The organism is Roseicitreum antarcticum, from assembly GCF_014681765.1.
In the GTDB taxonomy this organism is placed as follows: domain Bacteria; phylum Pseudomonadota; class Alphaproteobacteria; order Rhodobacterales; family Rhodobacteraceae; genus Roseicitreum; species Roseicitreum antarcticum.
This window is the reverse complement of the sequence record NZ_CP061498.1, coordinates 1,173,884-1,197,615: the sequence shown is the minus strand read 5'-3', so window position 1 is coordinate 1,197,615 and position 23,732 is coordinate 1,173,884. Positions and strand designations below refer to the sequence as shown.

The following is a 23,732-nucleotide window of genomic DNA, read 5'->3' as shown; positions in this document are numbered from 1 at the left end:
CGGGCATGAGCTATCTTGAATACACCGTGCGCCGCACGCCGACGGGCGTGGCCAAGGTGCTGCACCTGAACTGGCCGCTGGTGGTCTTGCTGATCGCTGTGGCATGTGTCGGCTTCCTCATGCTCTATTCCGTCGCGGGCGGGTCCTTCACTCCCTGGGCAGAGCCGCAGATGCAGCGCTTCGGTTTCGCATTGGTCTTGATGTTTGTCGTGGCCTTCGTGCCGGTCTGGTTCTGGCGCAACATGGCGGCGCTGGCCTATGCGCTGTCGGTGCTTTTGCTGCTGGGGGTAGAGTTCTTCGGCTCCGTGGGCATGGGCGCGCAGCGGTGGTTGGAGATTGGGCCGATCCGGCTGCAACCTTCCGAACTGACCAAGATCACAGTGGTGATGGCGCTGGCCGCCTATTACGACTGGCTGGACATCAAACGGACCTCGCGCCCGGTGTGGGTCTTGTTGGCGGTGTTGATCGTGCTGGTCCCGGCCGGGCTGATTTTGCGCCAGCCCGACCTTGGCACCGCCCTTCTGGTGCTGCTGGGCAGCGGGGCAGTGATCTTTGCCGCCGGTGTCAGCTGGATCTATTTCGCCGTCGTGATCGGGCTGGGGGTTGGACTGATTGCTGCGGTGATGGTGTCGCGCGGGACCGAATGGCAGGTCCTGCAAGATTATCAGTATCGCCGGATCGACGCGTTTCTGGACCCTACGATCGATCCGTTGGGCGCGGGCTACCACATCAGCCAATCGAAGATCGCGCTGGGCTCTGGCGGCTGGTCGGGGCGCGGCTTCATGCAGGGCTCGCAATCGCAGCTGAACTTCCTGCCCGAGAAACAGACCGATTTCATCTTCACCACCTTGGCCGAGGAATTTGGCTTCATCGGCGGTGTGACGCTTCTTGTGCTGTACATCCTGATCCTGGGCTTTTGTTTCTTCACCGCGCTGAAGACCACCAACCGCTTCGCCGCGTTGCTGGTGATCGGCGTCGCCTCGACGTTCTTCCTCTATTTCGGCGTGAACATGGCTATGGTGATGGGGCTGGCCCCGGTCGTGGGGGTGCCGCTGCCGCTGGTGTCCTATGGCGGCTCGGCCATGGTGGTGTTGATGATCGCCTTCGGTCTGGTACAAAGCGCGCATATCCACCGACCGAGAGAGCGTTCATGACCCTGACCATTCTGTTCGCACCGGGTGACGCCCTGTGGAACAACTATCGCGCGCCCCTGATAGATGCGCTGGATGCCGCCGGGCTGAACGCCGTGCTGACGCGTGAGGCTGATCCAGAGACGGTGGATTACATCGTCTATGCGCCCGGCAGCGCGCTGACTGATTTCAGCCCTTTTACCCGCTGCTGCGCGGTGCTGAACCTTTGGGCCGGGGTTGAACGGATCGTGGGCAATCCGACGTTACACCAGCCGCTGTGCCGCATGGTGGACCCCGCGCTGACGCAGGGCATGGTGGAATATGTGACGGGTCATGTGCTGCGCTATCACCTTGGCCTTGATGACCATATCACCCGGCAAGACGGCGTTTGGCGTCCAGAGGCGCCGCCGCTGGCATCGCAGCGCCAGGTGGCCATGCTCGGGCTGGGCGCGCTGGGGCAGACCTGCGCGCGCGCGTTGGCGGGGTTGGGCTTTGCCGTGGATGGCTGGGCGCGCACGGCGCGCACGGTTCCGGGCGTGACCTGCCATGCCGGGCCGGAAGGCTTGCAGAATGTGTTGTCGCGCGCCGAGATCGTGGTGACGCTGCTGCCCCGCACGCCGGGGACCGAGAACCTGCTGGACGCGGACCGCCTGTCGTTGCTGCCACGCGGCGCGCGCCTCATCAATCCCGGGCGCGGCCATCTGATTGATGATGACGCGCTGCTGGCTGTACTGGACAGCGGGCAGGTGGCGCATGCCACGCTGGATGTCTTCCGGATGGAACCTTTGCCCGCCGAGCATCCGTTCTGGGCGCATCCGCGCGTGACCGTCACCCCCCACATCGCCGCCGAAACCCGGCCGCACAGTGCGGCGCAGGTCATCGTCGATAATATCGTGCGGGGGCAGGCGGGCCAGCCTTTCGTGCACCGGGTCGATCCGGCCACAGGGTACTGAGGCCCCGCTACCGGGGCGGGATCGGCCGGGTCATGCGCGGGGCCGCTATATCGTCAAGATGCGCCCTGACCCGTGCAGACTGCACCTGAAACGGCCGCCGCTTTTCATAGCAAGTTTTGGCGCGGCCGCGCCCCGCCTCAGCCGCGCGCCGCCCTTACCTGTTGCCACAGCGTGCGCGCCACGACCGATCCGGCGAAGAGGCCTGCGGCGATGGCGACGATGCTGGGGCCTGCGGGGGTGTCATAGCTCAGCGAAAGGCGCAACCCGCCAAGAGCCGACAATGCGCCGATGCCTACCGCCATGGCGGCCATCCCCTCGGGGGTGCGGGCGAAATTGCGCGCCGTGGCGGCGGGGATGATCAGCATGGCCGCGATCAGAAGCGCGCCCACGACCTTGATTGATACCGCGACCACCACAGCCAGTGCGACGGTTAGCACCAAGCGCTCGCGCGCGGGGTGCAGGCCTGCGGCATGGGCCAGATCTTCGGACAGGGTCGCGGTCAGCAGCGCGCGCCAGCGCCAGATCACTAGCGCCGCGACGGCCAGCGCGCCCGGCACGATCACCGCCAGATCGGCGCGCGACACGGCGAGGATGTCGCCGAACAGATAGGCGCTCAGATCCACCCGGACGCCCGGCAGGAATGAGACCGCCACCAATCCCAGCGCCAGCGACGAATGCGCCAGCACGCCCAGCGTGGTATCCATCGCCCAGCCGCGCCCGGCCAGCGTGCTGACGATCATCGCCATCAAAAGGGCCACGAATAGCGTGCCCGCAAAGACCGAGACTGCAAACCCCAGCGCCAGCGCCACGCCAAGGATTGCGGCGTGCGACGTGGCATCGCCGAAATACGCCATGCGGCGCCAGACCACGAAACAGCCCAAAGGCCCGGTGGCCAGCGCGACCGCCAGCCCGGCGATCAGCGCGCGCACCAAGAAATCATCCAGCATGATGTGTCTCGCTCTGCTTGATCTGCGGTTGCGCGCGACCGGTTGCCGCACGGCTCTGCGGGATGCGGGGCGGCAGGCATGGGTGCGCGCCTGTGCGCTTGCCCTCGGTCATGCGCGCGCATTCTGTTGTGGCGCATCGTCCCGCGTGTCTGGGTCATGCGCGTGTGCATGTCCATGCGCCCCCCCGTCGTGATCGTGGTCATGGTCGTGTTGGTACAGTGCCAGCGCGCCGCCGGTGCCCAGCCCGAACAGCGCGCGGTATTCCGGCGCGTTCGAGACGACGCGCGGTGCCCCCTCGCAACAAATATGGCCGTTGAGGCAGATCACCCGGTCCGACGCGCTCATCACCACATGCAGGTCGTGGCTGACCGACAGCACCGCGCAGCCCAGCGTCGCCCGCATCTCTTCGATCAGCCGGTAGAATGCCGCCACCCCGGGCTGGTCCAGCCCTTGCGTTGGCTCATCCAGCACCAGGATATCGGGTTTCGTGAGCAGGGCGCGCGCCAGCAGCACGCGCTGAAACTGCCCGCCCGACAGGCCCGCCATGTCCTGATCGGCGACATCGGGCACACCGACCTGTTTGAGCACGCGCGCCATGTCCGCTGCGCTGTTTCGCACCGGCAGCGACAGGAATCGGCGCACCGGCAGCGGCAGGGCGGCGTCGATATGCAGTCGCTGCGGCACATAGCCGATGCGCAAGCCCGGCGCGCGGGTGACGCTACCGGCCATTGCCGGGATCATCCCGAGGAGCGCGCGCAGAAATGTCGATTTCCCTGATCCATTGGGGCCAACCACAGTGACGATCTCGCCCCGCCCGATCGTGAAGTCCACATCCCGGATCGCGGTGACGCCGCCATAGGTCACGCTCAGCCCCTCTGCACTCAACAGGCTCATGCGCCCGCGTCCCGGCACTTGGGACACAGGCCCGAGGCTTCGATACTCGCGCGCTCCACCTCGAACCCCAACGCCGCGCTGGCGGCATTCAGGGCGGTGCGCACGGCGTCTTCGCGTGCTTCAGCCACCGAATCGCACTGACGGCAAATGAGGAACACCGCCTGATGCGCGTCCCCCGGGTGCATGCAGGCGGTAAAGGCGTTCAGCCGCCGGATGCGGTGCGCCAGCCCGTGTTCCACCAGGAACTCCAGCGCCCGGTAGGCGACCGGAGGCTGATGCCCGAACCCGTCCGTCGCCAGCCGCTGCAACACGTCATAGGCCCCCATGGCGCGGTGTTCTTCCAGCAAGATCTCCAGCGTGCGCCGCCTGACCGGGGTCATCCGCCCGCCCTGATCGCGCACGGCTTGTTCCGCCCGCGCCAATGTGTCCCCGGCGCAGGCGTCGTGGTCATGCGTCTCAAAAGCGCGTGCGGGATGAACGGGGGTGTTCGGCATTCGGGACTCCGAAGGTATTGTTATGTTGTAACGTAACATATATAGGCTGTGGGCGAGAAACCAAGAGGATTAGCTATGCGTTACCCTATTACACTTATTTGCGCCAGCCTGGCGCTACCGGTCGCCGCTACAGCCGATGTCCCGCGTGTCGTGGCCGATACGCCCGTTGTATATGGGCTGGTGGCACAGGTGATGGGTGACCTGGGCACTCCGGAACTGCTGCTGGACCGCGGCGCCGACCCGCATAATTTTCAGCTGCGCCCCAGCCAGGCAACCAACCTGACCGAAGCTGATGTGGTCTTCTGGGTCGGGCCTGAGTTCACGCCCTGGCTGGAACGCGCGCTGGAAGGGATGGATGTCGCTGACAAGGCCGTCAGCCTGCTGGCCGTCGAGGGGCTGCATCTGGCGTCGTTCGGGGAGGATGACGCGCACGACCATGAAGGTCACGATCACGAGGGCCATGACCATGAGGGTCATGACCACGAGGGCCACGACCACGAGGGCCACGAACACGAGGGCCACGACCATGAGGGTCACGATCATGAGGTCCAAGATCACGAGGGCCACGATCACGAGGGCCACGACCACGAGGGCCATGACCACGAGGGTCACGACCATGAGGGCCACGATCATGATGGCACTGACCCCCATGCCTGGCTGAACACCGACAATGGCAAGCTGTGGCTGGAACAGATCACCGCGACCCTCGGTGCGCAGGATCCTGAAAATATGGAGACGTACCGCCAGAACGCCGATGCGGCCATCGCCGGTATCGACGCCCTGACGCAGGATCTGCAGGCAACGCTGGCCCCGGCGGCGGATGCGCCGATTGTCATGTTCCATAATGCCTACGGCTACTTTGTCGGGCAGTTTGGCCTGAACATCGCGGGTACCATCGCGCTCAGCGATGCCGCCGCCCCGGGGGCCGCGCGGCTGGCCGAACTGCGTGGCCGCCTTGCAGACCAGGGCGTGGTCTGCATCTTCCCCGAGGTCAACCACAGCGCGCGCTATGTCGATGTCGTGGTCGAAGGCTCGGATGTCCGCGTGGGCGAGATGCTGGACCCCGCAGGGGTGAATTATGACGGCCCGCCGCAGGAACTGTATGCCTCGGTTCTCACCACGCTTGCCAATACCATTGTGGAATGCATCGACCACGACCACGACCACGACCACTAAGCCCGGAGCCGTGAGCGGCAGTGCGAGGCTATGCCTTGGCGGCCCCGCGATCTCTGTCAGAGATCGCGGGGCCTCTCATATGTGGCCGCAGGGCGCACCGCGTTGATGCTGCCCACAGGGCCGCAATATTTTTCAAGGGGGTGTGTGGGGCAGGCTGGGCCGGGCCCATGGACACCGGCCTCAGCGCGGGTTCAGTGTGCCTCTGCCCATGTGTCGCCGATACCCGAATCGACCACCAAAGGCACAGCCAATTGCACCACCGGATGGGCGGCGCCTTCCATCACTCCGCGCACGACGGCAATCGTGTCCTCCACCGCGCTTTCCTCGACCTCGAACACCAGTTCGTCATGCACCTGCAACAGCATCGTTGCGGGCAGATCGGCGATGGCGTCCGGCACCCGGATCATGGCGCGGCGGATGATGTCGGCGGCAGTGCCCTGAATCGGCGCGTTGATCGCGGCGCGTTTGGCAAAGCCTGCGCCGGGGCCCTTCGCGTCGATCTCGGGGGTATGTATCCGCCGCCCGAAAAGCGTTTCCACATACTTGTGGTCCTTGGCGAAAGCCACGGTCGCATCCATGTAGTCGCGGATGCCGGGGAAACGCTCAAAATAGGTATCGATGAACTGCTGCGCCTGCCCGCGCGGGATGCGCAGATTCCGCGCCAAACCGAAGCCCGAAATACCGTAGATCACACCAAAGTTGATTGCCTTGGCCTGCCGACGCACATCCGGTGTCATCTGGTCCAGTGGCACGCCAAACATTTCGGATGCCGTCATGGCATGAATGTCCAGCCCGTCGCGGAAAGCTTGCTTCAGCGCCTCTATATCCGCGATATGCGCCAGGATACGCAACTCGATCTGGCTGTAATCAAGCGCGATCAGCTTCTTGCCCTTCGGCGCGACAAAGGCCGTGCGGATGCGGCGGCCATCTTCTGACCGGATCGGGATATTCTGCAAATTCGGATCGGTCGATGCGAGCCGCCCGGTATTCGCCCCCGCGATCACATAAGACGTATGCACCCGCCCGGTGTCGGGGTGGATATGGTCCTGCAAAGCATCGGTATAGGTCGATTTCAACTTTGACAGCTGCCGCCAGTCCAGAACCCGGCCCGGCAGGTCGTGTTCCGTGGCCAGATCTTCCAGCACATCGGCCCCGGTTGCATAGGCGCCGGTCTTGCCCTTCTTGCCGCCTGGCAGCCCCATCTTGTCGTAAAGGATCTCACCCAGTTGCTTGGGGCTACCGACATTGAAGGTTTCGCCCGCAAGCGCGTGGATCTCAGCCTCCAGCGCCGCCATTTTCTGCGAGAATGTGTTGGACATGCGCGACAACACCTCGCGGTCTACCTCGATGCCCGCCATTTCCATCTGCGCCAGCACCGGGATCAACGGGCGTTCCATTGTCTCGTAGACCGTGGTCACGTGGGCTCGGTGCAAGCGGGGCTTGAACAGGTGCCACAGCCGCAGGGTGATATCGGCATCCTCGGCAGCATAGCGCACCGCGTCATCCACAGGCACCCGGTCAAAGGTGATCGCGGCCTTGCCCGACCCCAGAAGCGATTTGATCGGGATCGGTATGTGTTTCAGATAGGTCTGCGACAGCGCATCCATACCATGCCCGTGCAAACCGCCATGCAAGGCATAAGACAGCAGCATCGTGTCGTCGATCGGCGCAATGGCGATCCCGTTGCGTGCGAACATCTTTGCGTCATATTTCATGTTCTGGCCGATCTTCAGGATCGACGGATCTTCCAGCACGGGTTTCAACAGGCGCAGCGCGTCTTCCAACGGGATCTGCCCCTCGGTTAGCGTGTTGTCCGCAAAAAGGTCATCGCCCCCCGTCCGGTGCAGCAGCGGGATGTAGCAGGCGCGCCCCGGTGCCGTGGCCAGCGAGATACCCACCAGATCGGCGCGCATTTCATCCAGCCCTGTGGTCTCGGTATCAACTGCGACATGGCCCTGTTCATAAATCATGTCGATCCATGCGTGCAGAGCGTCGATGTCGCGCACCGCTTCATAGGCGGCGGGGTCGATGGGCAGGGCGGCGTCCGGCGCCTCCGGGGCGGCATCGGGCAGGGTCACCGCTGGCGCGGGCGGGGCAGGGGGTGTTACGCCCGCCTTGTCGGCCACCCGCCGGGTCAGAGTCTGGAATTCCATCACGTTGAGGAATTCCAGAAGCGTGCCATGATCGGGTTCGCGCACTTCCATGCTTTCCAGCGTCATATCCAGCGGCATCGTGCAATCCAGCGTGACAAGGCGTTTGGAGATACGGATCTGATCAGCGAAATTGATGAGCGTCTCGCGCCGTTTGGGCTGCTTGATCTCGGCCGCGCGCGCCAGCAGGCTTTCCAGATCGCCGTATTCGTTGATCAGAAGCGCGGCAGTTTTCACGCCGATGCCGGGCGCGCCGGGGATGTTGTCCACGCTATCGCCCGCAAGTGCCTGCACATCGATCACCCGGTTGGGCGGCACGCCGAATTTCTCGGCCACCTCATCGGGGCCAATGCGCTTGTTTTTCATCGCATCGAGCATTTCCACCCCGTCGCCGACCAGTTGCATCAGGTCCTTGTCGCTGGAAATGATCGTCACCCGCCCACCGGCATCGCGCGCCTGACAGGAAAGCGTGGCGATGATGTCGTCGGCCTCGAAGTCCTCAACCTCGATGCAAGAGATATTGAAAGCCCGCGTCGCATCGCGCGTCAGGGGAAATTGTGGGCGCAGGTCTTCGGGCAACTCGGGCCGATTGGCCTTGTATTCGGGATAGATGTCGTTGCGGAAAGTCTTGGAAGAGAAATCGAAGATCACGGCCGCATGTGTCGGCGCATCGGGGCCGGTGTTGCCCTCGACATATTTGAACAGCATGTTGCAAAAGCCAGCAACCGCGCCCACCGGCAGCCCGTCGGATTTGCGCGTCAGCGGCGGCAGGGCGTGATAGGCCCGAAAGATGAAAGCCGACCCGTCGATCAGGTGCAGGTGGCTGCCTTTGCCAAAGCTCATGCGCGGTTTTCCTTGCAGTAAATGCCGGGCCTGACCGGCCCGCGTGTGGCGGCGCAATGCGCTGGGGGAACATGGCGACGTTGGGGCCCGGGCGCCGCGCCGGGGGGCGTCAGTCCTTCTGCGCGACGTGGTCTTCGTGGATGAATCGCTTGTCGCAATAGCCGCATTCGACCATTCCGGTTTCATGCGGGATCGACAGCCAGACCCGCGGGTGGCCCATTGCCCCTTCTCCGCCGTCGCAAGAGACGCGGTACACGGTGACCACTTCGGTTTCCGGGGCGTCAAAGGCGGGACGTGGGGTCATGGCTGGGGTGTTCCTTGCAGATGGGGGCTGGGCGGCTTAGATGTTGCGCCATCATAGCGGACTGACGCAGACGGACAAGGGATTGCGGCGGCCGCATCTTGAGAAAGAGACAGACATGACTGAACAGGCAACCCAGCAGGCGATTGAGATCACCGGCTTGCAGAAAACCTATAGCGGCGCAAAGGGCGCGCCGGACAAGCACGCGCTGCGCGGCGTCGATCTGTCGATCCCGGCAGGCTCGATCTTTGGGCTTCTGGGGCCGAATGGCGCAGGGAAATCGACGCTGATCAACATTCTGGCCGGGCTTGTCACCAAGACTGCCGGGCAGGTGCGGATCTGGGGCTTCGATCAGGACCACAACCCGCGCCAATCGCGCGCGGCCATTGGCGTCATGCCGCAAGAGCTGAACATGGACCCGTTCTTCTCCCCGCGCGGCGCGCTCGACGTGCAGGCGGGGCTATATGGCGTGCCAAAGTCCGAACGCCGCACCGATGAGATCTTGCGCCTGATCGGGCTGGAGGACAAGGCCGAAGCCTATGCCCGCACCCTGTCAGGGGGCATGCGGCGGCGCCTGCTGCTGGGCAAGGCCTTGGTCCACCACCCGCATATCCTGGTGCTGGACGAACCCACCGCCGGGGTCGATCTGGAACTGCGGCAGATGCTGTGGGCCAATGTGCGTCGCCTGAACGAACAGGGCATGACGATTATCCTGACCACGCATTACCTCGAAGAGGCTGAACAGATGTGCGATGAGATCGCCATCATCAACCACGGGCAGGTCGTGGTGCGCGACAAGACGTCGGCGCTGTTGGGCCGGTTGGACAAGAAAACGCTGGTGATCTACCCGACCGGCGATGTTGCGGACCTGACGCTGCCCGAAGGCGTGACGCTCGACCGGCGGGCTGACGGCGCGCTGGCCTTCAGCTACAGCAGGTCCACCACCACGGCGGGCGAGATATTGGGCGTTGTGCAGGCGGCCGGCGTGACGATCAGCGACATCGCCAGCGAGCACCCCGATCTGGAGGACGTGTTCCTGGCGCTGACCTCGAACAAGGCAGCTTGATCGCGGTGGCTCAGACCAGCAGCACCCCGGCCAGCACCAGCGCCAGCGTGACAAAGATCACCGCGTCTGCGCGCCAGTAGAGCTGCAGCGCGCAGCGGATGTCGGCGGCACCCAAGGCGCGGCGGCCGCCGGCGTTCATCTCGCCATCTTCGATCAGCACGCCGTGGTAATAGCGTGGCCCGGCCAGCGAGATGCCGAGCGCCCCGGCCATCGCGGCCTCGGGCCAGCCTGCGTTGGGGGATTTGTGGTGGCGCGCGTCGCGCCGGATCGCGCGGGCTGCCCCCCGCCCCGACATGCCAGGCGACACGAAAGCCGCCAGTATGATCGCCGCCCCCGTCAGCCGCGACGCTGGCAGGTTGATCAAGTCATCCAGCTTTGCTGCCGCGCGCCCGAAATCGCGGTGCCGGTCCGTCAGGTGGCCCACCATGCTGTCGGCGGTGTTTATCGCCTTGTAGCCCAGGCCGCCCGCCGGGCCTGCCAGCGCCAGCCAGAAGACGGGCGCGGTCACCCCGTCCGAGAAATTCTCGGCCAGGCTTTCAATCGCCGCGCGGGCGACGCCGGCTTCGTCCAGCCGGTCGGGGTCGCGCCCGACGATCATCGACACAGCGGCGCGACCGTCTTCAAGTCCACGCTCCAGCCCCTCGGCCACCTTTACGACGTGATCGGCCAGGCTTTTCTGTGCGATCAGGCTGGAGGTCAGCACGGCCACGCCGATCAGCGCGGCCCATCCGCTTGCGCCCGCCACATGCAACACAGCACCCGGAATCACGGCCGTAGCCAGCAGCACCAGCACCAGATAGACACCCCTGCGGCGGCGGGTGGATGCCGGGGCCGCTGCGATGTTCCAGCGCCTGTCCAGCGCGCCGATCAGCGCGCCCAGCCACGTTACGGGGTGGCCGATGGCGCGAAACAGCCGGTCGGGGTAGCCAAAGGCGCGCTCTGCCGTCATGGCGATCAGGGTCAACACAAGCGTCAGGGCCATGGTCGGTCCCAGGCGCCGACCGCACCCTGCGCCAGATACCGCGTGGCCAGCCGGACAGTGCCCTCGGTATAGGCTGAGCCGCCGAATTGCCCGGCGGTGTCGCTGTCGGCGCGCGTGCCCAGCCAGGCGGTCAGTAGCAGCCGACGCAGCATCACCATATCGGGCAGCATCGCCACATCGGCGTCAGGCAGGTCGGCGATGCCGCGATATCCCGCGACCCAAGCCTGCGCCAGATCGGGCAGCGCGGGGTCTTCCTCGATGAAGCTGACGGCGGCGGCGAAATCGTAGATCCACCAGCTGAAGCCGCAATCGTCAAAGTCGATCACGTTCAGCCCGCGCGCGTCGGTCAGAAGGTTTGCCAGCCGCAGATCGGCATGCACCAGTCCAAAGCGCGCTGGGGCGGTGCCATAGGCGGTCAGCCGTTCGGTCAGATGCGCTGACAGCGCGTCCAATGTGTCGATGCCGGTGCGTGTCAGGCCGGGCGCGTCCTGCCAGCGGCCCCACGCCGGTTCCGGCCCCAGAATGGCCGCAATATCCCATCGGTCGCGGGTGAAATCCGCCGGGCGCGCCCAGTGGTGCGCGTGCTGGTGCAGGCGGGCTGTCAGTGCGCCGAGTTCCGGGAACCAACGGCGCAAGCCCGGGCCAACCGAAGGCTCTGCCCCTTCGATCCACTCAAACGCCACCAGCTGGCGCGGGCCCTGCGGTGTCATGATATGTTGCAACGCTGCACCGTTCTCGGCGCGCAGTGGCCGGGCGCAGCGCAGGGGTTTGACGTCGTGCAGCGCGTCCAGCCAGGCCAGTTCTGACGCGATCTGCGCGTCTGAGCGGTGGCTCGCCCGGTGCAGCCGCAGCACAAGGTCGCGTCCCGGTGCCTGCACCCGGAATGTATGGTTTTCCGACACATTGATCAGCGTGACCCGGGCGGTGGCGGGCAGGCCCCAGAGGTGCAGGAAAGGGTGCAGTAGGTCGGGGGTCATTGCGCCTCGGATGGTTGGGGTCAGGGTGGGACGCCTCAGGCGAACCCCGACACGACATGCGGCAGGCAACCGCCATGGTCAAGTGTGTCGCGCGGGTTTGGTGCGTGACGGAACCGGAGGTGGTGGGGTCGGGCTTCGCGGCGTCGTGGCGTCGTGGCGTCGTGGCGTCGTGGCTTCGTGGCGTCGTGGCGTCGGGATGAGCATGGGTGCCTTGTGCCACAGACGCGGGTGGGTGTCTGGTCTTGACTGCCGGAGCGGGTCTGACGCGAACTGCTGTGATGCTCTGTCGTTTGGTGTGGTGGTTCGCGCCGCGCGGTCCGCCGTATGGGCAGCGCCATGCGCCCGGTTGCGGTTGGTGCCGTATCACCAAGTCTGCCGGTATCGACCCCGGCGTGATTTCCTTGTTTTGCTGACGGGCTGGTTTTGGTGTCGGATCGGACACGCGGTCTGAACCGACCCTGAGTGGCCGATGTCAGCGGCGCTCGCCGGGGCCAACCTTTTCGCACTTTGTCAATTTATCTAAACGCGTTCTCATTTTCCGCGCTTTTCATTCTACAGCTTTTCGCGCGCACCCTCCAACTTTTGCCCTGTCTCTTAGATGGTCCGGCTGTCTTCGTGCTTTTTGTTTCTGTACTTCCCGTCGGCGGGCAACGCCTCAGGCGTTGGTATCGGCGCGGTTGCTGGAATGACGCACTTTGATATGGCGGTGCGGTGGTGGGGTGACGGGCGCGCGCGCCGCGGCTGCGACAGCGGCAGGGATCAGGGGGCCGTTACGGAGGGCCGTTCGGGACGGCGCGTCCGAGTTGCCGTCGCGGGTAGCATGCGCGAAAGGCCCGGCTTCGCGCACAATCTGCGGCGCATGGAACCGCACCAGAATCTGGCCATTGCCAAGGCCCGTTGTCGATACCGCAACGCTTTGCCCCCCCGGCGTGTCGAGAATGTGCTGCTGTGGGATCTCGATGCGGGCGCGCAGCGCCGCTTCGACCCGGTCGAGGGCGGTTTGCGCGCCAAAGGCCGCACGCCAAAGCCCCAGCGCCTGGGTGATCGAGCACGCATGCAGCCCAGACGCCGTGTCAGCGGGCGAAAGGGCGCGATACGCGGCATTGTCGATCACAACGCTGCCCTTGGCCGAGAATACAACCACCGCATCCCCCAGCGCGTCCAGCACTGCCTGCCCGGTATCAACTGCTGCGCGCAAGGTCCGGGCCAAGGCCACATCGGTGCTGATGTCGTCGATGAACAGCGCGATGGCGCCGCCTGGCTGCGGATGGCCGGTGACATGGAACGTGCGCCCGTCTGCCAGCGTCCAGTTCTCTTCGTACTGGCCGGAATCCGCAGCACGCTCCACCGCCAGCAATTGTGCGCGCCAGGTGGTGAAATCCGCAGCCTCGGGCAGCATCCGTTTTTCGCGCATCTGGTGCAGGAAGCGGTCGAACCCAGGCTGTGACAGCAGGAATTCGGTCGGCAGACCAGTCAGGTCAGTCAACGCAGGGTTGAAAACCTGAAGGCGCCGTTTCTCGTCGAAGACCGCAAGTCCCACCGGCAGCGTCGTGAAGGCGCGCGCCAGCGTCTGCACCAGGTCACGGCGCGTCAGGTCCGTGGGCGCGTCGCCGAGCACCGGCAGGGCATAGCCCACCCGCGCCGCGCCCTGTGCGGGGGTGGTGATGTCGAAGGCCAGCGTCTGTTCGGCATCTTCAGGGGTATCGCGCAGGGCGACCTCGGCGCGGAACGTGCCTTCTGGGACGCCATCCAAAGTCATCGGCGGCTGGGGGAAAACACGTGGCAGCGGCCAGATCAGCGCATTGTCCCCCCGCCCGTCGAGCCGTTGCGCCAGATCCAGATAGCCCAAATTGCCCCAGACGATCGCGCCCGTGGGATCTTCGCGCCACATCGGTACCGGTGCGTCATCCGTCAGGGCGCGCAGGGCGGCAAGCTCATCCTCCATCGCCTGATAGGTCAGGCGGTCCAGCGTGGCCTTGCCACCTTCGGCGCGGGTATCTTCCAGAATGATATGCGCCAGCCCGCGCCGCCAGACCGCGCGCAGCGACATGCCGATGTCGCCGGTCGCCGTCAGGCTGATTTCGCCGGTCTGGGCCAGCGTGGACGCTTGCTGCTCAAAATCCGGGAAATAGGCCGAGATCTTGCGCAGCAGCTTGGCATACTCGGTCTGGTCGGGCGACGGCGCACGCCCGTCTTCATGGACCGGCGCAACCAGCACGCCCAAGTGGCGGACGTCACGCAGGATTTCGGCGGCGGTGTCGTTGCAATCGACAAGGCGCGTGTCATCAAACACAAAAACCGCCTGATTACCATTGTATTGCCCCGGCGCAATTCCCGGTGCCACCTTTGGTTTGAGCCAGATCGCCATCAGGCACAGCACCCCAAATGACGTGAGCGCCGATGTCCCGACCAGCAGTCCCGCAAGGGCGAGGGGCGATTCCATGGGCGAATCCTTTTGCGTGTATCCGTGTTTGCACGTGCAGAATTCCGCAGATTAGTTAACGGCGGGTTAAGTTTGGCGACAGAATTAGGGGATCAGGCCCGGGGGCGGGACAGCCGCTCAAAGATCGGGCCTGATATCCTTGACGTGCGTGCGCTGAAAAACTCAGGACGCGCGGCGAAGATCACAATGCAACCGTTTGATACAAAACAACTTATACCACAGGCTGACCTAGCTGGCGATCTGGGGGTTCTGCCCCGATATCTCATGCTCCAGCGGTGTCAGGCGGTCCAGCGGCCAGACCAGTTCGATCAGCGCGCCGCGGCGGTCGCGGTCGCCGGTACCCGTGGCAGGAGTGCAATTGGCAAAGCTGATCTCCGCGCCCGTCCGTTCCAACAGGGTCTTGGCGATGAACAGGCCCAGCCCCATCCCCTCATATTCCGGGCGCCGCAACAGCTCGCCCGGGTCGCGCCGACGGCGGATGAACGGGTCGCCGATGCGGCTGAGCACATCGGGCGGAAAGCCGGGGCCATCGTCCATGATGCGGATCGTGATGGTCTGGTCGGTCCAGATTCCATCCAGCCAGACGCGCGCCGCAGCGAAATCCACCGCATTCTGGATCAGGTTGCGCAGCCCGTGCACGATCTCGGGTTTGCGGCGCACCAATGGCTGGCGCGCCCCGGCCCCCAGCGCGGGCGTCAGGGTGAAGATCACTTCGCGGTTGCGGGTGGTATGGGGTTCCGCAGCCTCGCGCAGCAAGGTGTCGAGGGGGACATGCCGCAGATGAAGGTCGTCCTTGCCTGCGCGGCCCATGGAATGCAGGATCTCGCGGCAGCGTTCGGCCTGGTCACGAATCAGCTGCACATCCTCGCGCTGGGGCGAACCTTCGGGCAGGTCGGTCATCAACTCGGCGCTGACCAGCTTGATCGTTGCCAGCGGCGTGCCCAGTTCATGCGCGGTGGCAGCGACCACGCCGCCCAGATCGGTGAGTTTCTGTTCGCGCGCCAGCGCCATCTGGGTGGCCAGCAGCGCATCGGCCATCGAATGGATCTCGGACGCCACGCGGCGGGCGTAAAGGCCCATGAATACGATCCCGATCACGATCGCCGCCCAGAAGCCGAAGGCGATGATCGGCGGCACCGTCAGGATCGATCCATCGGCGAAGGTCAGGGGCTCATAGATCAGGGCCACCAGCGAGATCAGGCTGATCGCGACGCCGCCGAGGAACATCGTCGTACGCACCTCCAGCGCCGATGCCGAGATGGTGACGGGCGCCAGCATCAACAATGCGAAGGGGTTGGTGATCCCGCCCGTCAGGTACAGCAGCAGCGCCAGTTGCGACACGTCGAACAACAACGTCAGCATCGCATCGGATTCCGACAGGCGCTTGTTTTCCGGAAACAGGTAGAGCGTCACCAGGTTCGAGATCACCGCAGTGCCCACCGCCAGATAGCACAGGCCCAGGTTGAATTGCAGGCCAAAGAACTGGTCCGCTGCGGTGATCGCGATCAATTGGCCTGCCACCGCCAGCCAGCGCAGCATGGTCAGTGTGCGCAACCGGACCCATTGGCCCCGGCTGTCGCGGTTGAGGTGGGCTAGCGTCGGCGAAGGCATCAGGGGGGTCCAGTTGTCACAGGGGTTTGTTTTGTAATTGTTAGGGCCGTGGGGATAGGGCATCAAGGGCGCAAATTGTCCCGGCGGCGCAGCGCTGCGGGGCGGTCGGAAGTGATGGGAACCCGATGATCAAGACATACACCGTGATTGCCGCCGGGTTGGTGGCGGTACTGTTGGGCGGGCTGGCCTCGATGGTATTTTTCGGCCAACGCGACGAAGGCTTCGCGCAGTGCCGCCAGACAACCGTTGCGGGGGGATCGGGGTCCATCGGCGGCCCGTTCGAACTGGTGGATCACACTGGCCGCACCGTGCGTGACACCGATGTCATCGACCGGCCGACGCTGATATATTTCGGCTACACCTTCTGTCCCGATGTCTGTCCGCTGGACAACGCGCGCAACGCGCAGGCAGCCGATATCTTGATCGATCAGGGCGTCGATATGCAACTGGCGTTCATTTCCATCGACCCCGCGCGGGACACGCCCGAGGTTCTGGCAGAGTTTGTATCCTACATGCATCCCGAAATGATCGGGCTGACCGGCTCTGCAGAGCAGGTGCGCGCCGCTTCGCAGGCCTACAAGACCTATTACGCCGCGCAAGAAAGCGATGATCCTGACTATTACCTCGTGGATCATACTACGTTCAGCTACCTCGTGCTGCCGGAACACGGCTTCGTCGATGTGTTCCGCCGCGAACTAACACCAGAGGCGCTGGCAGAACAGGTGGGGTGCTTCATCGAAGCCGCCTGAGGCCGGTTCTTCCAGGGGCTTTGGGCTGCGGTACCCGCGTCTGCTTGCCGGCGGTTCGCGGCGCGTTGGCAGCCCGTGTGCGGCACCCTTGCGTCCCTGCGACAGATCATCACCCTATTTGACCGCGCAGCCACATCGGCCTACATACACTTTATGTTAATGAAGGATTTGCGCATGCAGGATGTCCCTGAGCTTGACCTCGGCCCAGACCGCTCGCTGCTGTTGGTCGATGATGATGAGGTTTTCCTGCGCCGTCTCGCCCGCGCGATGGAAAAGCGAGGGTTCGAGGTTGAGACGGCAAATTGCGTCGCGGGGGGCAAAGCCATCGCAGGTGCCCGTCCGCCTGCCTATGCCGTGATCGACCTGCGGCTGGACGATGGCAACGGGCTGGACGTGGTGGAACATCTTCGCGAACGCCGTCCCGACAGCCGCATTGTGGTGCTGACCGGATATGGCGCGATCGCGACGGCAGTGGCGGCGGTGAAGATCGGCGCGACCGACTACCTGTCGAAGCCCGCCGATGCCGATGAAGTGGTGCACGCGCTGATGGCCAGCGGCGAGGCGCTGCCATCCCCGCCCGACAACCCGATGTCCGCCGACCGCGTCCGGTGGGAGCATATTCAGCGGATCTACGAGCAATGCGATCGAAACGTGTCCGAGACCGCGCGGCGTCTCAGCATGCACCGTCGCACCCTGCAACGCATTCTGGCCAAACGCGGACCGCGCTGAGCGCGGTTGCGTCGTCGCTGGTGACACCTCTTGGTGGTTCGGTCTGCGTTCAGGTCTTTGCAAGCGTTTGACGATGTGTGGGACACGCCTGCCTCGACGCCACCTCGGCCTGTTACGCGGTATCATCTGCGAACAGACAGGGCAGTCACTGACCGTTCAGCACAGGGCCAACAGCGCTGCGTGCCGCGCGACGAAGGCGGCGCGGACCACAGCGGGCGGTTGGGGTTCGATGCGGAAATTCTGCGCGATTGCTGCATCGGGCGTGCCAAACAGGCGGTTCGCCTCGGCCTCTGAAAACCCTGCGATTTGTGTCGCCTCCAGCCATGCCGACACGCGGTCGGCCCGCTTGATCGCGCGTTTTACTGTCAGGGGCAGGGCGGCGGGCAGCCCAAAACGCAGGTGGATCGCCGCCGTCAAACGCTGTTCCAGCCCGCCATAACCCGGTCCCACCGCCGCTTTGACCGGCGATATCATGTCGCCGATAACGTATTCCGGCGCGTCATGCAGCAGGGCTGCCAGCCGCCAGCGCGGGGGCGCGGCAGGATTGGCGCGACCGTACAGGTCTTCCACCAGCAGCGAATGCTCGGCGACCGAATAGGGCCAGTCGCCCATGGTCTGCCCGTTCCAGCGCGCCACGAAGGCCAGGCCGTGTGCAATATCCCCGACCTCGATATCCACTGGCGTTGGGTCCAACAGGTCCAGCCTGCGCCCCGAGAGCATGCGTTGCCACGCGCGCGGCTGTTTCATGGCGTTCTCATTCCTGTCGTCATGCCTGTTGTCGTTTGCGCCACCTCGTCGCGATCTGGCAGAATCAGCGTCGCGACGATTGCGGACCATCACCGCCGGGCATCAATGCGTTTTCACCATCTCGCGCAGTTTCAGGCGGGTCAGGCGATTGTCTTCCCGCTCCACCACCTCGAACCGGAAGCCGTGGAACTTGAACACCTGTCCTTCGCTGGGGATTGTCTGCGCCTCGTGGATGACGAGCCCGGCGATGGTATTGGCCTCTTCATCGGGCAGCGACCATTCCATGGCGCGGTTCAGGTCGCGGATTGTCATGCCGCCGTCGACCAGCACGTCGCCCACCTCGTTGCGTTCCAGCGCGGCGGTGTCGCCCTTGTCATGTTCATCCTCGATCTCGCCGACGATTTCCTCCAGAATATCCTCAAGGGTGATCAGCCCGCGCAGGGCGCCGTATTCATCCACGACCATGGCGAAATGTGACCGCCGGTGCAGGAACTGTCGCATCTGTTCGTCCAGCGGCGTGGTGTCGGGCACGAAATACGCTTCGCGCGCGACACTGGCGAGCGAGAGGGCGGAAATAGCGCTGTAGTCACCCTGTGCTTCGGTAACCAGGCGATGCACCTCGCGCATCAGATCGCGCGAGTGCAACACGCCGATGATGTTCTCCTGCTCGCCCCGGTACGCGGGCAGGCGGGTGTGGCTGGAGTTCAGGGCCTGCGCGATGATATCCTCGACCGGATCATCGGCGTTGATCATCTCGATCTGGCTGCGATGCAGCATGATCTCTTCGACCGTGCGTTCGCTCAGGTCCAGCGCACCCAGCAGGCGGTCGCGGTCTTCCTTCTGGACCGAGCCCTCGGAATGCCCCAGCGCCAGCGCACCTGCGATTTCCTCGTGGAATGACAGAATCTGGCTGTTCGGATCGGTCTGCACCCCCACAACGCTCAGCATGGCGCGCACGATAAACCGCACAACCGATACGACGGGCGAGAAGACCACCACCACGACGCGGATCACCGGCGCAACCATGCCCGCGGCGCGTTCGGGATTCGTAATGGCGAAGGTCTTTGGAAGGACCTCGGCAAAGATCAGGACCAGCAGCGTCATGACCAGCGTGGCCAGCGCTACCCCGCTTTCGCCAAAGACCTGCGTGAAAAGCGCGGTCGCCAGCGAGGCTGCCAGAATGTTGACCATGTTGTTGCCCAGCAGCACCGCGCCGATCAGGCGTTCGGTATCTTCGGTCACTTTCAGCGCGCTGGCGGCACCCCGTGTGCCCTTGTCGGCCTGCGCGCGCAGCTTGCCCCGGCTGGACGCTGTAAGTGCGGTCTCACTGCCCGAAAAGAAGCCAGAGACCACCAGAAGCCCGATGATCGCTGCCACTGTCAGCCAGAATGTCAGGTCCAGAGGCGCCCCGCCGCTTTCCATGGTCAAATTTCCCTTTTTGGTTGTGGTGCACGGCCTTGGCCGCGCGTCAGTTGAATTTCGATTGCAGGCGCGTCGGCCCATGCGCGTGTGCTGGCAGCGGTGTGCCGCCGGTTTTGGTGCGGGTCTGTGTCATGCCGTCCCGGCTGGGTCATCGCCCCTTGGTGGGGTATCGGCCAGCGGGTGGTGATCCATGACCAGCGCGCGCAGCCGGTCTTCCAGCACATGGGTGTAGATCTCGGTCGAGGAGACATCGGCATGCCCCATCAGCGTCTGGATGACGCGAAGATCGGCCCCGCCGGCCAGCAGGTGGGTGGCAAACGCATGGCGCAGCACATGCGGCGTGACGCGCACCGGGTCAAGCCCGGCTATGACGCAGATTTCCTTGATCAGCGTGTAGAACCGGATACGCGTCATGTGCCCGTCGGCGCTGCGCGAGGGGAAGAGGTGGCGTGGTACCGGTTTGCCCTTCGCGCGACCGGCCTCGGCCGCAGCGTCCCATTCGGCCAGCCACGCTGTCATCGCCACGCGCGCGGGCGCTGACAGCGGCACCATGCGTTCCTTGCCGCCCTTGCCGCGCACCAGCAGCATGGCAGGATCGCCGCGCGCAGCGGCCACCGGCAGGCTGACCAGTTCGGATACGCGCATGCCCGTGGCATAAAGAACCTCCATCAGACAGGCATTGCGCAGCCGGTCAACGGGGCTGCGCCCTGTGCGGGGGGCGGCCTCCATCAGGGCGGTGACTTCTTGCGCGCTCAGCGTGCCGGGCAGGCGTTTGGACTTGCCGGGGCCGGTGATCTCGATCGCCGGATTATCGCGCCGCCAGCCTTCATCATAGGCAAAGCGGTATAGCTGACGCAATGCCGACAGCCGCCGCGCCCTTGTGGCGCGGGCCAGCCCCTGCGCGTCGCATGACATCAGATAGCTTTCGACATCGGTGCGGCTTGCCGTGGCAAAGCGCAGGCCCCGGTGGGCCAGCCAGCCCTGCGCATCGCGCAGGTCGCGCCCATAGGCCAGCAGGGTGTTGCGCGCGCTGTCCTGTTCGGCGGCCTGCGCCTCAAGGAAGGTCGCGATCCAGCGCAGATCATCCGCCGGGGCAGGGCCCTCGGCCATATTTGGCGCGGCGTCAGGCGACATGGCTTCAGGCTGGATCGCTTCGGGCGATATGGCTTTGGGGCGCGTAGCGCGGACCGGGTGTGAGGGCATGGCCGAACCTCAGCCCCGCCGTTCCAGCAACAGCAGCTGCAAGGCCGCCTGCCGCGCCGTGTCTTCCATGCGGACGTAGCGCAGGAGGGCCAGCGCTTCGACCACGGCGCGCAGATCATCTGCCGCGCCGATGGTCAGGCGGTCCAGCGCGCGCAGCACCTCGGCCCCGAGCGCGCCGTTTTCCAATGCGCGCTGTTGCGCGGGGGCGACGGGGGCAGGGTCGGCGAAAGCATCGGCAATCGCCCTACCCAGCCCGTTGCCATAGCTCAGGTCAGGGGGGATCATGCCGCGCGCGACGCCTGCAAGGAACCGCGCCCGGGTCGTGTCAGGCACGCGGATGGAGGGCGTGTCAGGCACGCGGATGGAGGGCGTGCCGGGCGCGCGGATGGAGGGCGTGCCGGGCGCGCGGATCGACGGCGTGCCGGATGTGTCCCCGCTAACCGCGCTGACCAGCGTTTCTGGCCGGTCGTCCGTCCCGGTGCGGCGGCTGCGCCCCTCGGCCATGCCGGGGGTGCCGCCTGTCGCATCGTCTTGCGAAAACCCGGCTGCAAGCGCGAATGTCTCATACTCCGGGGTCAGCAGCCCGATCTCGAATGCCAGCGCTGCGGCTTCACCCGTCAGGGGCAGGCGGGCCAGTGGCGCTGCGTAAAGCGCGGAAAAAGCGGTCTCCAGCTCCCCCGACGTGATGCGGGGCCAGACGCGCAAAAGCGCCGCTGCCACCGACGCTGGGTCGCCGCTGGCCAGCGCGGTATCAAAGCGCTGAATGTCGCGCACCCGGTCCCATATTCCGCCCGAGGCGGCGGGCATACGTTCGGAATAGAGCCCCAGCAGGCGGTTGGGCTCCAACGCGCCTGCGCGTGTCAGGCGTTCGCCGGCCTCCAGTTGCGCGCGCCACCCTGCGGTGCCGCGCAGATCGGCATGCGAGAACGCGATGGGCAGCAGATGGGTGCTCACCGGCTCGCCAATAGCCTCCAGCATCCGCCATGTCAGCGGCGAGGGGCGGCTGAGCGGGGGCAGGGTGCCGTCGGCGCTTTCCGCCTCAGGGTCCAGAAAGCGGATCAGCAAGGTCGCATCCGCCGGGGCGATCTGATCCAGTGCCTGCGCGCTGCGCAAGATCAGCGCCGCCGTGCCCCACTCGCCGCCGCGCGCCAGGCAAAAGACGCGGGTAGGCAGCGTGGGGGACAGTTGCGGGCGGGCGCGCAGGGCGTCGCACGCGCGGTCTTCCTCGCCCAGCAGAAGGGCGGCATCGAACCAGCGTTGAAACACTGCCGGGCTTTCCGAGCCTGCGGCATCGGTCAGCGCCATCACCTGTTCCAGCGCGCCGAATTCCAGCAGCTTGTCCAGTCGGGCCAGGAACAGCGCATTGGGGGCGTTGGGGTCTCCGCCGTTCGTTCCCGCACCTTGCGGGGCAGGGCGGGGCGGCGTCAGTTCAGCCAGCAAGATGCGCACGGTCATGTCGCGCGCGGCGGGCAGCATGTCCGGGGACAATCCTGCGATGATCGCGGCCAGGGCGGGCGCTGTGGTATCGCCCCAGAAATCATCGGGCAATCCGGCACGGCGCGCCGACAAAAGGCCCGTGGCATCGACCGATTGTGCATCCAGTGGCGTGACGCTGATCGCGTCGTTGCGTACCCCGCTCAGTTGCTGGTCAAAGGGTTGGGCCTGCGGCTGTGGCAGGGCGACAGATTGCGACAGCCAGTCGATGGCCGACATCGGGGCGTTGCCCGGCGCTGGCGTCTGCGATCGGGCTTGCGCCTCACCCAGAGATTGTGACTGAGGCCGCGCCTCGGGGCGCCTTGCGTCCAGCGGCTGGTCCTGTTGGGCCCCGACCGCGCCGACCGATAGCGCAAGGGCGAGCACGCTGGTCAGGGCCGTGGGCGTGAACCGCAGGTTCGGCAGGTGCGAGGCCGAAAGTTTCAGGCGCCCCGGCAACATGCCGCCCAAGCAGGCGGAATCGTCCACGCCTGCGGACCGCAGATGCGCCCGCTCTTTGGGATAGGTATCACTGCACATCCAGCGTCACCGGCTGCGTGGTCAGGCTCTGATCCGGGCTGAGGTCGCCGACATAGGCGAAGCCCACCAGTCCGATGCCCCCCAGAACCACCAAAACCACCAGAAGTTTGAATATATGCCGCATGTCTGTGCCCCGGATTTGTTGTTCTGTTTATGCTGTGCCATGCCAACGTGAAAGCCCCGCATCGCCAGTTCGTCGCTTTATAGCTGGAAATCCGGCCGAGATCACGTCATTCAGGGCGAAGATCACGAAAACGCCATGGCCGGGTCGCGGCAGGCGCTGGAACGACCCGGCAAGAGAGGCCTGTGTGACAGAGATATTACACAAAACCGTCGTTCTGGTGGGGATGATGGGCGCGGGCAAAACCGCGATCGGGACCGAACTGGCGCGGCTGCTGGGCGTGCCTTTCGTCGATTCGGATGATGAGATCGTGCGCGCCGCCAACATGAGCATCCCTGAGATTTTTGCGCGCGACGGCGAGGCATTTTTCCGTCTGAAAGAGGCGCAAGTCATCGCGCGCCTGCTAAGCGGCCCGCCGGGGATCCTGTCAGTGGGCGGCGGGGCGTTTTTGTCGGCGGAAACGCGCACACGGATCACGGGGCTTGGCATCTCGGTCTGGCTGCGCGCTGATCTAGAGCTCTTGTGGACACGTGTGCGGCAAAAAACCTCGCGCCCGCTTTTGCGCACGGCCAATCCGCGCCAGACGCTGGGGGAATTGCTGGCTGAACGCGATCCGATTTATGCGCTGGCCGATCTGACGGTGGATGCGCGGGCTGAATATTCGATTGCCGAGATGGCGGGGCAGGTGTGCGCCGCGCTGCTGTCGCGCCCCGATGTGGTGCAAAGCGCGCCGTATGCGGGTGGAACCGACGGGTCTGCGCCTGCGGGAACAGCCGGGCGC

The 23,732-nt window shown here is 65.1% G+C and carries 20 protein-coding genes and 1 pseudogene; 7 read left to right on the top strand and 14 right to left on the bottom strand.

Annotated features, from left to right (window positions below):
- Positions 1-5: 5 nt before the first annotated feature.
- Both rodA and H9529_RS05755 read left to right on the top strand, forming a co-directional pair.
- Positions 6-1,154 (top strand): rod shape-determining protein RodA, encoded by a 1,149-nt coding sequence (gene rodA, locus H9529_RS05760; RefSeq protein WP_092890851.1) that lies wholly within the window; start codon positions 6-8, stop codon positions 1,152-1,154.
- Complete coding sequence (locus tag H9529_RS05755; RefSeq protein WP_092890849.1) at positions 1,151-2,083, top strand: 2-hydroxyacid dehydrogenase; 933 nt, start codon at positions 1,151-1,153, stop codon at positions 2,081-2,083. Before rodA ends, H9529_RS05755 begins: the two co-directional genes overlap by 4 nt.
- A 137-nt stretch (positions 2,084-2,220) precedes the next feature.
- On the opposite strand, the gene H9529_RS05750 is transcribed toward H9529_RS05755, so the two are convergent.
- From H9529_RS05750 to H9529_RS05740, 3 genes are all read right to left on the bottom strand, one after another.
- Complete coding sequence (locus tag H9529_RS05750; protein ID WP_092890847.1) at positions 2,221-3,030, bottom strand: metal ABC transporter permease; 810 nt, start codon at positions 3,028-3,030, stop codon at positions 2,221-2,223.
- A gap of 108 nt (positions 3,031-3,138) precedes the next feature.
- Entirely contained in the window at positions 3,139-3,924 is a 786-nt protein-coding gene (locus H9529_RS05745; RefSeq protein WP_092890845.1) for a metal ABC transporter ATP-binding protein, read from the bottom strand.
- On the bottom strand, positions 3,921-4,418 hold the full coding sequence (locus tag H9529_RS05740) for a Fur family transcriptional regulator (protein WP_092890843.1): 498 nt from the start codon (positions 4,416-4,418) through the stop codon (positions 3,921-3,923). Before H9529_RS05740 ends, H9529_RS05745 begins: the two co-directional genes overlap by 4 nt.
- 75 nt (positions 4,419-4,493) lie before the next feature.
- Here H9529_RS05740 and H9529_RS05735 point away from each other — a divergent pair, with 75 nt between their 5' ends.
- Entirely contained in the window at positions 4,494-5,594 is a 1,101-nt protein-coding gene (locus tag H9529_RS05735; RefSeq protein ID WP_092890840.1) for a zinc ABC transporter substrate-binding protein, read from the top strand.
- Positions 5,595-5,785: 191 nt separating this feature from the next.
- Here the strand turns inward: H9529_RS05735 and polA are convergent, their stop codons facing one another.
- A complete protein-coding gene (polA, locus tag H9529_RS05730) occupies positions 5,786-8,587 on the bottom strand; it encodes a DNA polymerase I (RefSeq protein WP_092890837.1) in 2,802 nt (933 codons plus the stop codon).
- Positions 8,588-8,696: 109 nt separating this feature from the next.
- On the bottom strand, positions 8,697-8,891 hold the full coding sequence (locus H9529_RS05725) for a zinc-finger domain-containing protein (RefSeq protein ID WP_092890834.1): 195 nt from the start codon (positions 8,889-8,891) through the stop codon (positions 8,697-8,699).
- A 115-nt stretch (positions 8,892-9,006) separates the two neighbouring features.
- Between H9529_RS05725 and H9529_RS05720 the strand changes: the two genes are divergently transcribed.
- A complete protein-coding gene (locus tag H9529_RS05720; RefSeq protein ID WP_092891094.1) occupies positions 9,007-9,954 on the top strand; it encodes an ABC transporter ATP-binding protein in 948 nt (315 codons plus the stop codon).
- A 10-nt stretch (positions 9,955-9,964) separates the two neighbouring features.
- Here H9529_RS05720 and cbiB read toward each other — a convergent pair whose 3' ends face one another.
- The 4 genes from cbiB to regB form a co-directional block, all read right to left on the bottom strand.
- Positions 9,965-10,936: an adenosylcobinamide-phosphate synthase CbiB gene (gene cbiB, locus H9529_RS05715; protein WP_092890831.1), complete on the bottom strand. Its 972-nt coding sequence runs from the start codon at positions 10,934-10,936 to the stop codon at positions 9,965-9,967.
- On the bottom strand, positions 10,927-11,913 hold the full coding sequence (locus H9529_RS05710; RefSeq protein WP_092890828.1) for a phosphotransferase enzyme family protein: 987 nt from the start codon (positions 11,911-11,913) through the stop codon (positions 10,927-10,929). Before H9529_RS05710 ends, cbiB begins: the two co-directional genes overlap by 10 nt.
- 655 nt (positions 11,914-12,568) lie before the next feature.
- The gene (locus tag H9529_RS05705; RefSeq protein ID WP_092890825.1) at positions 12,569-14,356 is read right to left on the bottom strand and encodes a PAS-domain containing protein; all 1,788 of its coding nucleotides are present in this window, start codon (positions 14,354-14,356) and stop codon (positions 12,569-12,571) included.
- Positions 14,357-14,584: 228 nt separating this feature from the next.
- Positions 14,585-15,967, bottom strand: a complete 1,383-nt coding sequence (gene regB / locus H9529_RS05700; protein WP_092890822.1) for a sensor histidine kinase RegB — start codon at positions 15,965-15,967, stop codon at positions 14,585-14,587.
- Positions 15,968-16,092: 125 nt separating this feature from the next.
- Between regB and H9529_RS05695 the strand changes: the two genes are divergently transcribed.
- Both H9529_RS05695 and H9529_RS05690 read left to right on the top strand, forming a co-directional pair.
- Entirely contained in the window at positions 16,093-16,716 is a 624-nt protein-coding gene (locus H9529_RS05695; RefSeq protein WP_092890819.1) for an SCO family protein, read from the top strand.
- Positions 16,717-16,890: 174 nt separating this feature from the next.
- Positions 16,891-17,445 carry an ActR/PrrA/RegA family redox response regulator transcription factor gene (locus H9529_RS05690; protein ID WP_092890816.1) on the top strand — a complete coding sequence of 185 codons (555 nt, stop codon included), beginning with the start codon at positions 16,891-16,893 and terminating at the stop codon, positions 17,443-17,445.
- Positions 17,446-17,601: 156 nt separating this feature from the next.
- Here H9529_RS05690 and H9529_RS05685 read toward each other — a convergent pair whose 3' ends face one another.
- From H9529_RS05685 to H9529_RS21080, 5 genes are all read right to left on the bottom strand, one after another.
- Positions 17,602-18,192, bottom strand: a complete 591-nt coding sequence (locus H9529_RS05685; protein WP_092890813.1) for an HD domain-containing protein — start codon at positions 18,190-18,192, stop codon at positions 17,602-17,604.
- Positions 18,193-18,294: 102 nt separating this feature from the next.
- Positions 18,295-19,614: an HlyC/CorC family transporter gene (locus H9529_RS05680; RefSeq protein WP_092890809.1), complete on the bottom strand. Its 1,320-nt coding sequence runs from the start codon at positions 19,612-19,614 to the stop codon at positions 18,295-18,297.
- Positions 19,615-19,743: 129 nt separating this feature from the next.
- On the bottom strand, positions 19,744-20,748 hold the full coding sequence (locus H9529_RS05675) for a site-specific tyrosine recombinase XerD (RefSeq protein WP_092891092.1): 1,005 nt from the start codon (positions 20,746-20,748) through the stop codon (positions 19,744-19,746).
- 78 nt (positions 20,749-20,826) lie between these two features.
- The gene (locus tag H9529_RS05670; protein WP_092890806.1) at positions 20,827-22,830 is read right to left on the bottom strand and encodes a hypothetical protein; all 2,004 of its coding nucleotides are present in this window, start codon (positions 22,828-22,830) and stop codon (positions 20,827-20,829) included.
- Entirely contained in the window at positions 22,820-22,954 is a 135-nt protein-coding gene (locus H9529_RS21080; RefSeq protein WP_092890803.1) for a hypothetical protein, read from the bottom strand. Before H9529_RS21080 ends, H9529_RS05670 begins: the two co-directional genes overlap by 11 nt.
- Positions 22,955-23,075: 121 nt before the next feature.
- Here H9529_RS21080 and H9529_RS20645 point away from each other — a divergent pair.
- Positions 23,076-23,678: pseudogene (locus tag H9529_RS20645) on the top strand (shikimate kinase); the annotation flags it as partial.
- Between the last annotated feature and the right edge of the window lie 54 nt (positions 23,679-23,732).

Excerpts from the sequence above, each read along its gene's own strand:
- H9529_RS05720 (WP_092891094.1), top strand. The coding sequence starts at position 9,007 with ATGACTGAACAGGCAACCCAGCAGGCGATTGAGATCACCGGCTTGCAG.
- H9529_RS05750 (WP_092890847.1), bottom strand. The coding sequence starts at position 3,030 with ATGCTGGATGATTTCTTGGTGCGCGCGCTGATCGCCGGGCTGGCGGTC.
- H9529_RS05735 (WP_092890840.1), top strand. The coding sequence starts at position 4,494 with ATGCGTTACCCTATTACACTTATTTGCGCCAGCCTGGCGCTACCGGTC.
- H9529_RS05680 (WP_092890809.1), bottom strand. The coding sequence starts at position 19,614 with ATGGAAAGCGGCGGGGCGCCTCTGGACCTGACATTCTGGCTGACAGTG.
- H9529_RS05755 (WP_092890849.1), top strand. The coding sequence starts at position 1,151 with ATGACCCTGACCATTCTGTTCGCACCGGGTGACGCCCTGTGGAACAAC.
- H9529_RS05705 (WP_092890825.1), bottom strand. The coding sequence starts at position 14,356 with ATGGAATCGCCCCTCGCCCTTGCGGGACTGCTGGTCGGGACATCGGCG.
- H9529_RS05745 (WP_092890845.1), bottom strand. The coding sequence starts at position 3,924 with ATGAGCCTGTTGAGTGCAGAGGGGCTGAGCGTGACCTATGGCGGCGTC.
- H9529_RS05670 (WP_092890806.1), bottom strand. The coding sequence starts at position 22,830 with ATGTGCAGTGATACCTATCCCAAAGAGCGGGCGCATCTGCGGTCCGCA.
- H9529_RS05690 (WP_092890816.1), top strand. The coding sequence starts at position 16,891 with ATGCAGGATGTCCCTGAGCTTGACCTCGGCCCAGACCGCTCGCTGCTG.
- regB (WP_092890822.1), bottom strand. The coding sequence starts at position 15,967 with ATGCCTTCGCCGACGCTAGCCCACCTCAACCGCGACAGCCGGGGCCAA.
- H9529_RS05725 (WP_092890834.1), bottom strand. The coding sequence starts at position 8,891 with ATGACCCCACGTCCCGCCTTTGACGCCCCGGAAACCGAAGTGGTCACC.
- H9529_RS05740 (WP_092890843.1), bottom strand. The coding sequence starts at position 4,418 with ATGCCGAACACCCCCGTTCATCCCGCACGCGCTTTTGAGACGCATGAC.
- H9529_RS05675 (WP_092891092.1), bottom strand. The coding sequence starts at position 20,748 with ATGTCGCCTGACGCCGCGCCAAATATGGCCGAGGGCCCTGCCCCGGCG.
- cbiB (WP_092890831.1), bottom strand. The coding sequence starts at position 10,936 with ATGGCCCTGACGCTTGTGTTGACCCTGATCGCCATGACGGCAGAGCGC.
- H9529_RS05695 (WP_092890819.1), top strand. The coding sequence starts at position 16,093 with ATGATCAAGACATACACCGTGATTGCCGCCGGGTTGGTGGCGGTACTG.
- H9529_RS05685 (WP_092890813.1), bottom strand. The coding sequence starts at position 18,192 with ATGAAACAGCCGCGCGCGTGGCAACGCATGCTCTCGGGGCGCAGGCTG.
- polA (WP_092890837.1), bottom strand. The coding sequence starts at position 8,587 with ATGAGCTTTGGCAAAGGCAGCCACCTGCACCTGATCGACGGGTCGGCT.
- rodA (WP_092890851.1), top strand. The coding sequence starts at position 6 with ATGAGCTATCTTGAATACACCGTGCGCCGCACGCCGACGGGCGTGGCC.
- H9529_RS21080 (WP_092890803.1), bottom strand. The coding sequence starts at position 22,954 with ATGCGGCATATATTCAAACTTCTGGTGGTTTTGGTGGTTCTGGGGGGC.
- H9529_RS05710 (WP_092890828.1), bottom strand. The coding sequence starts at position 11,913 with ATGACCCCCGACCTACTGCACCCTTTCCTGCACCTCTGGGGCCTGCCC.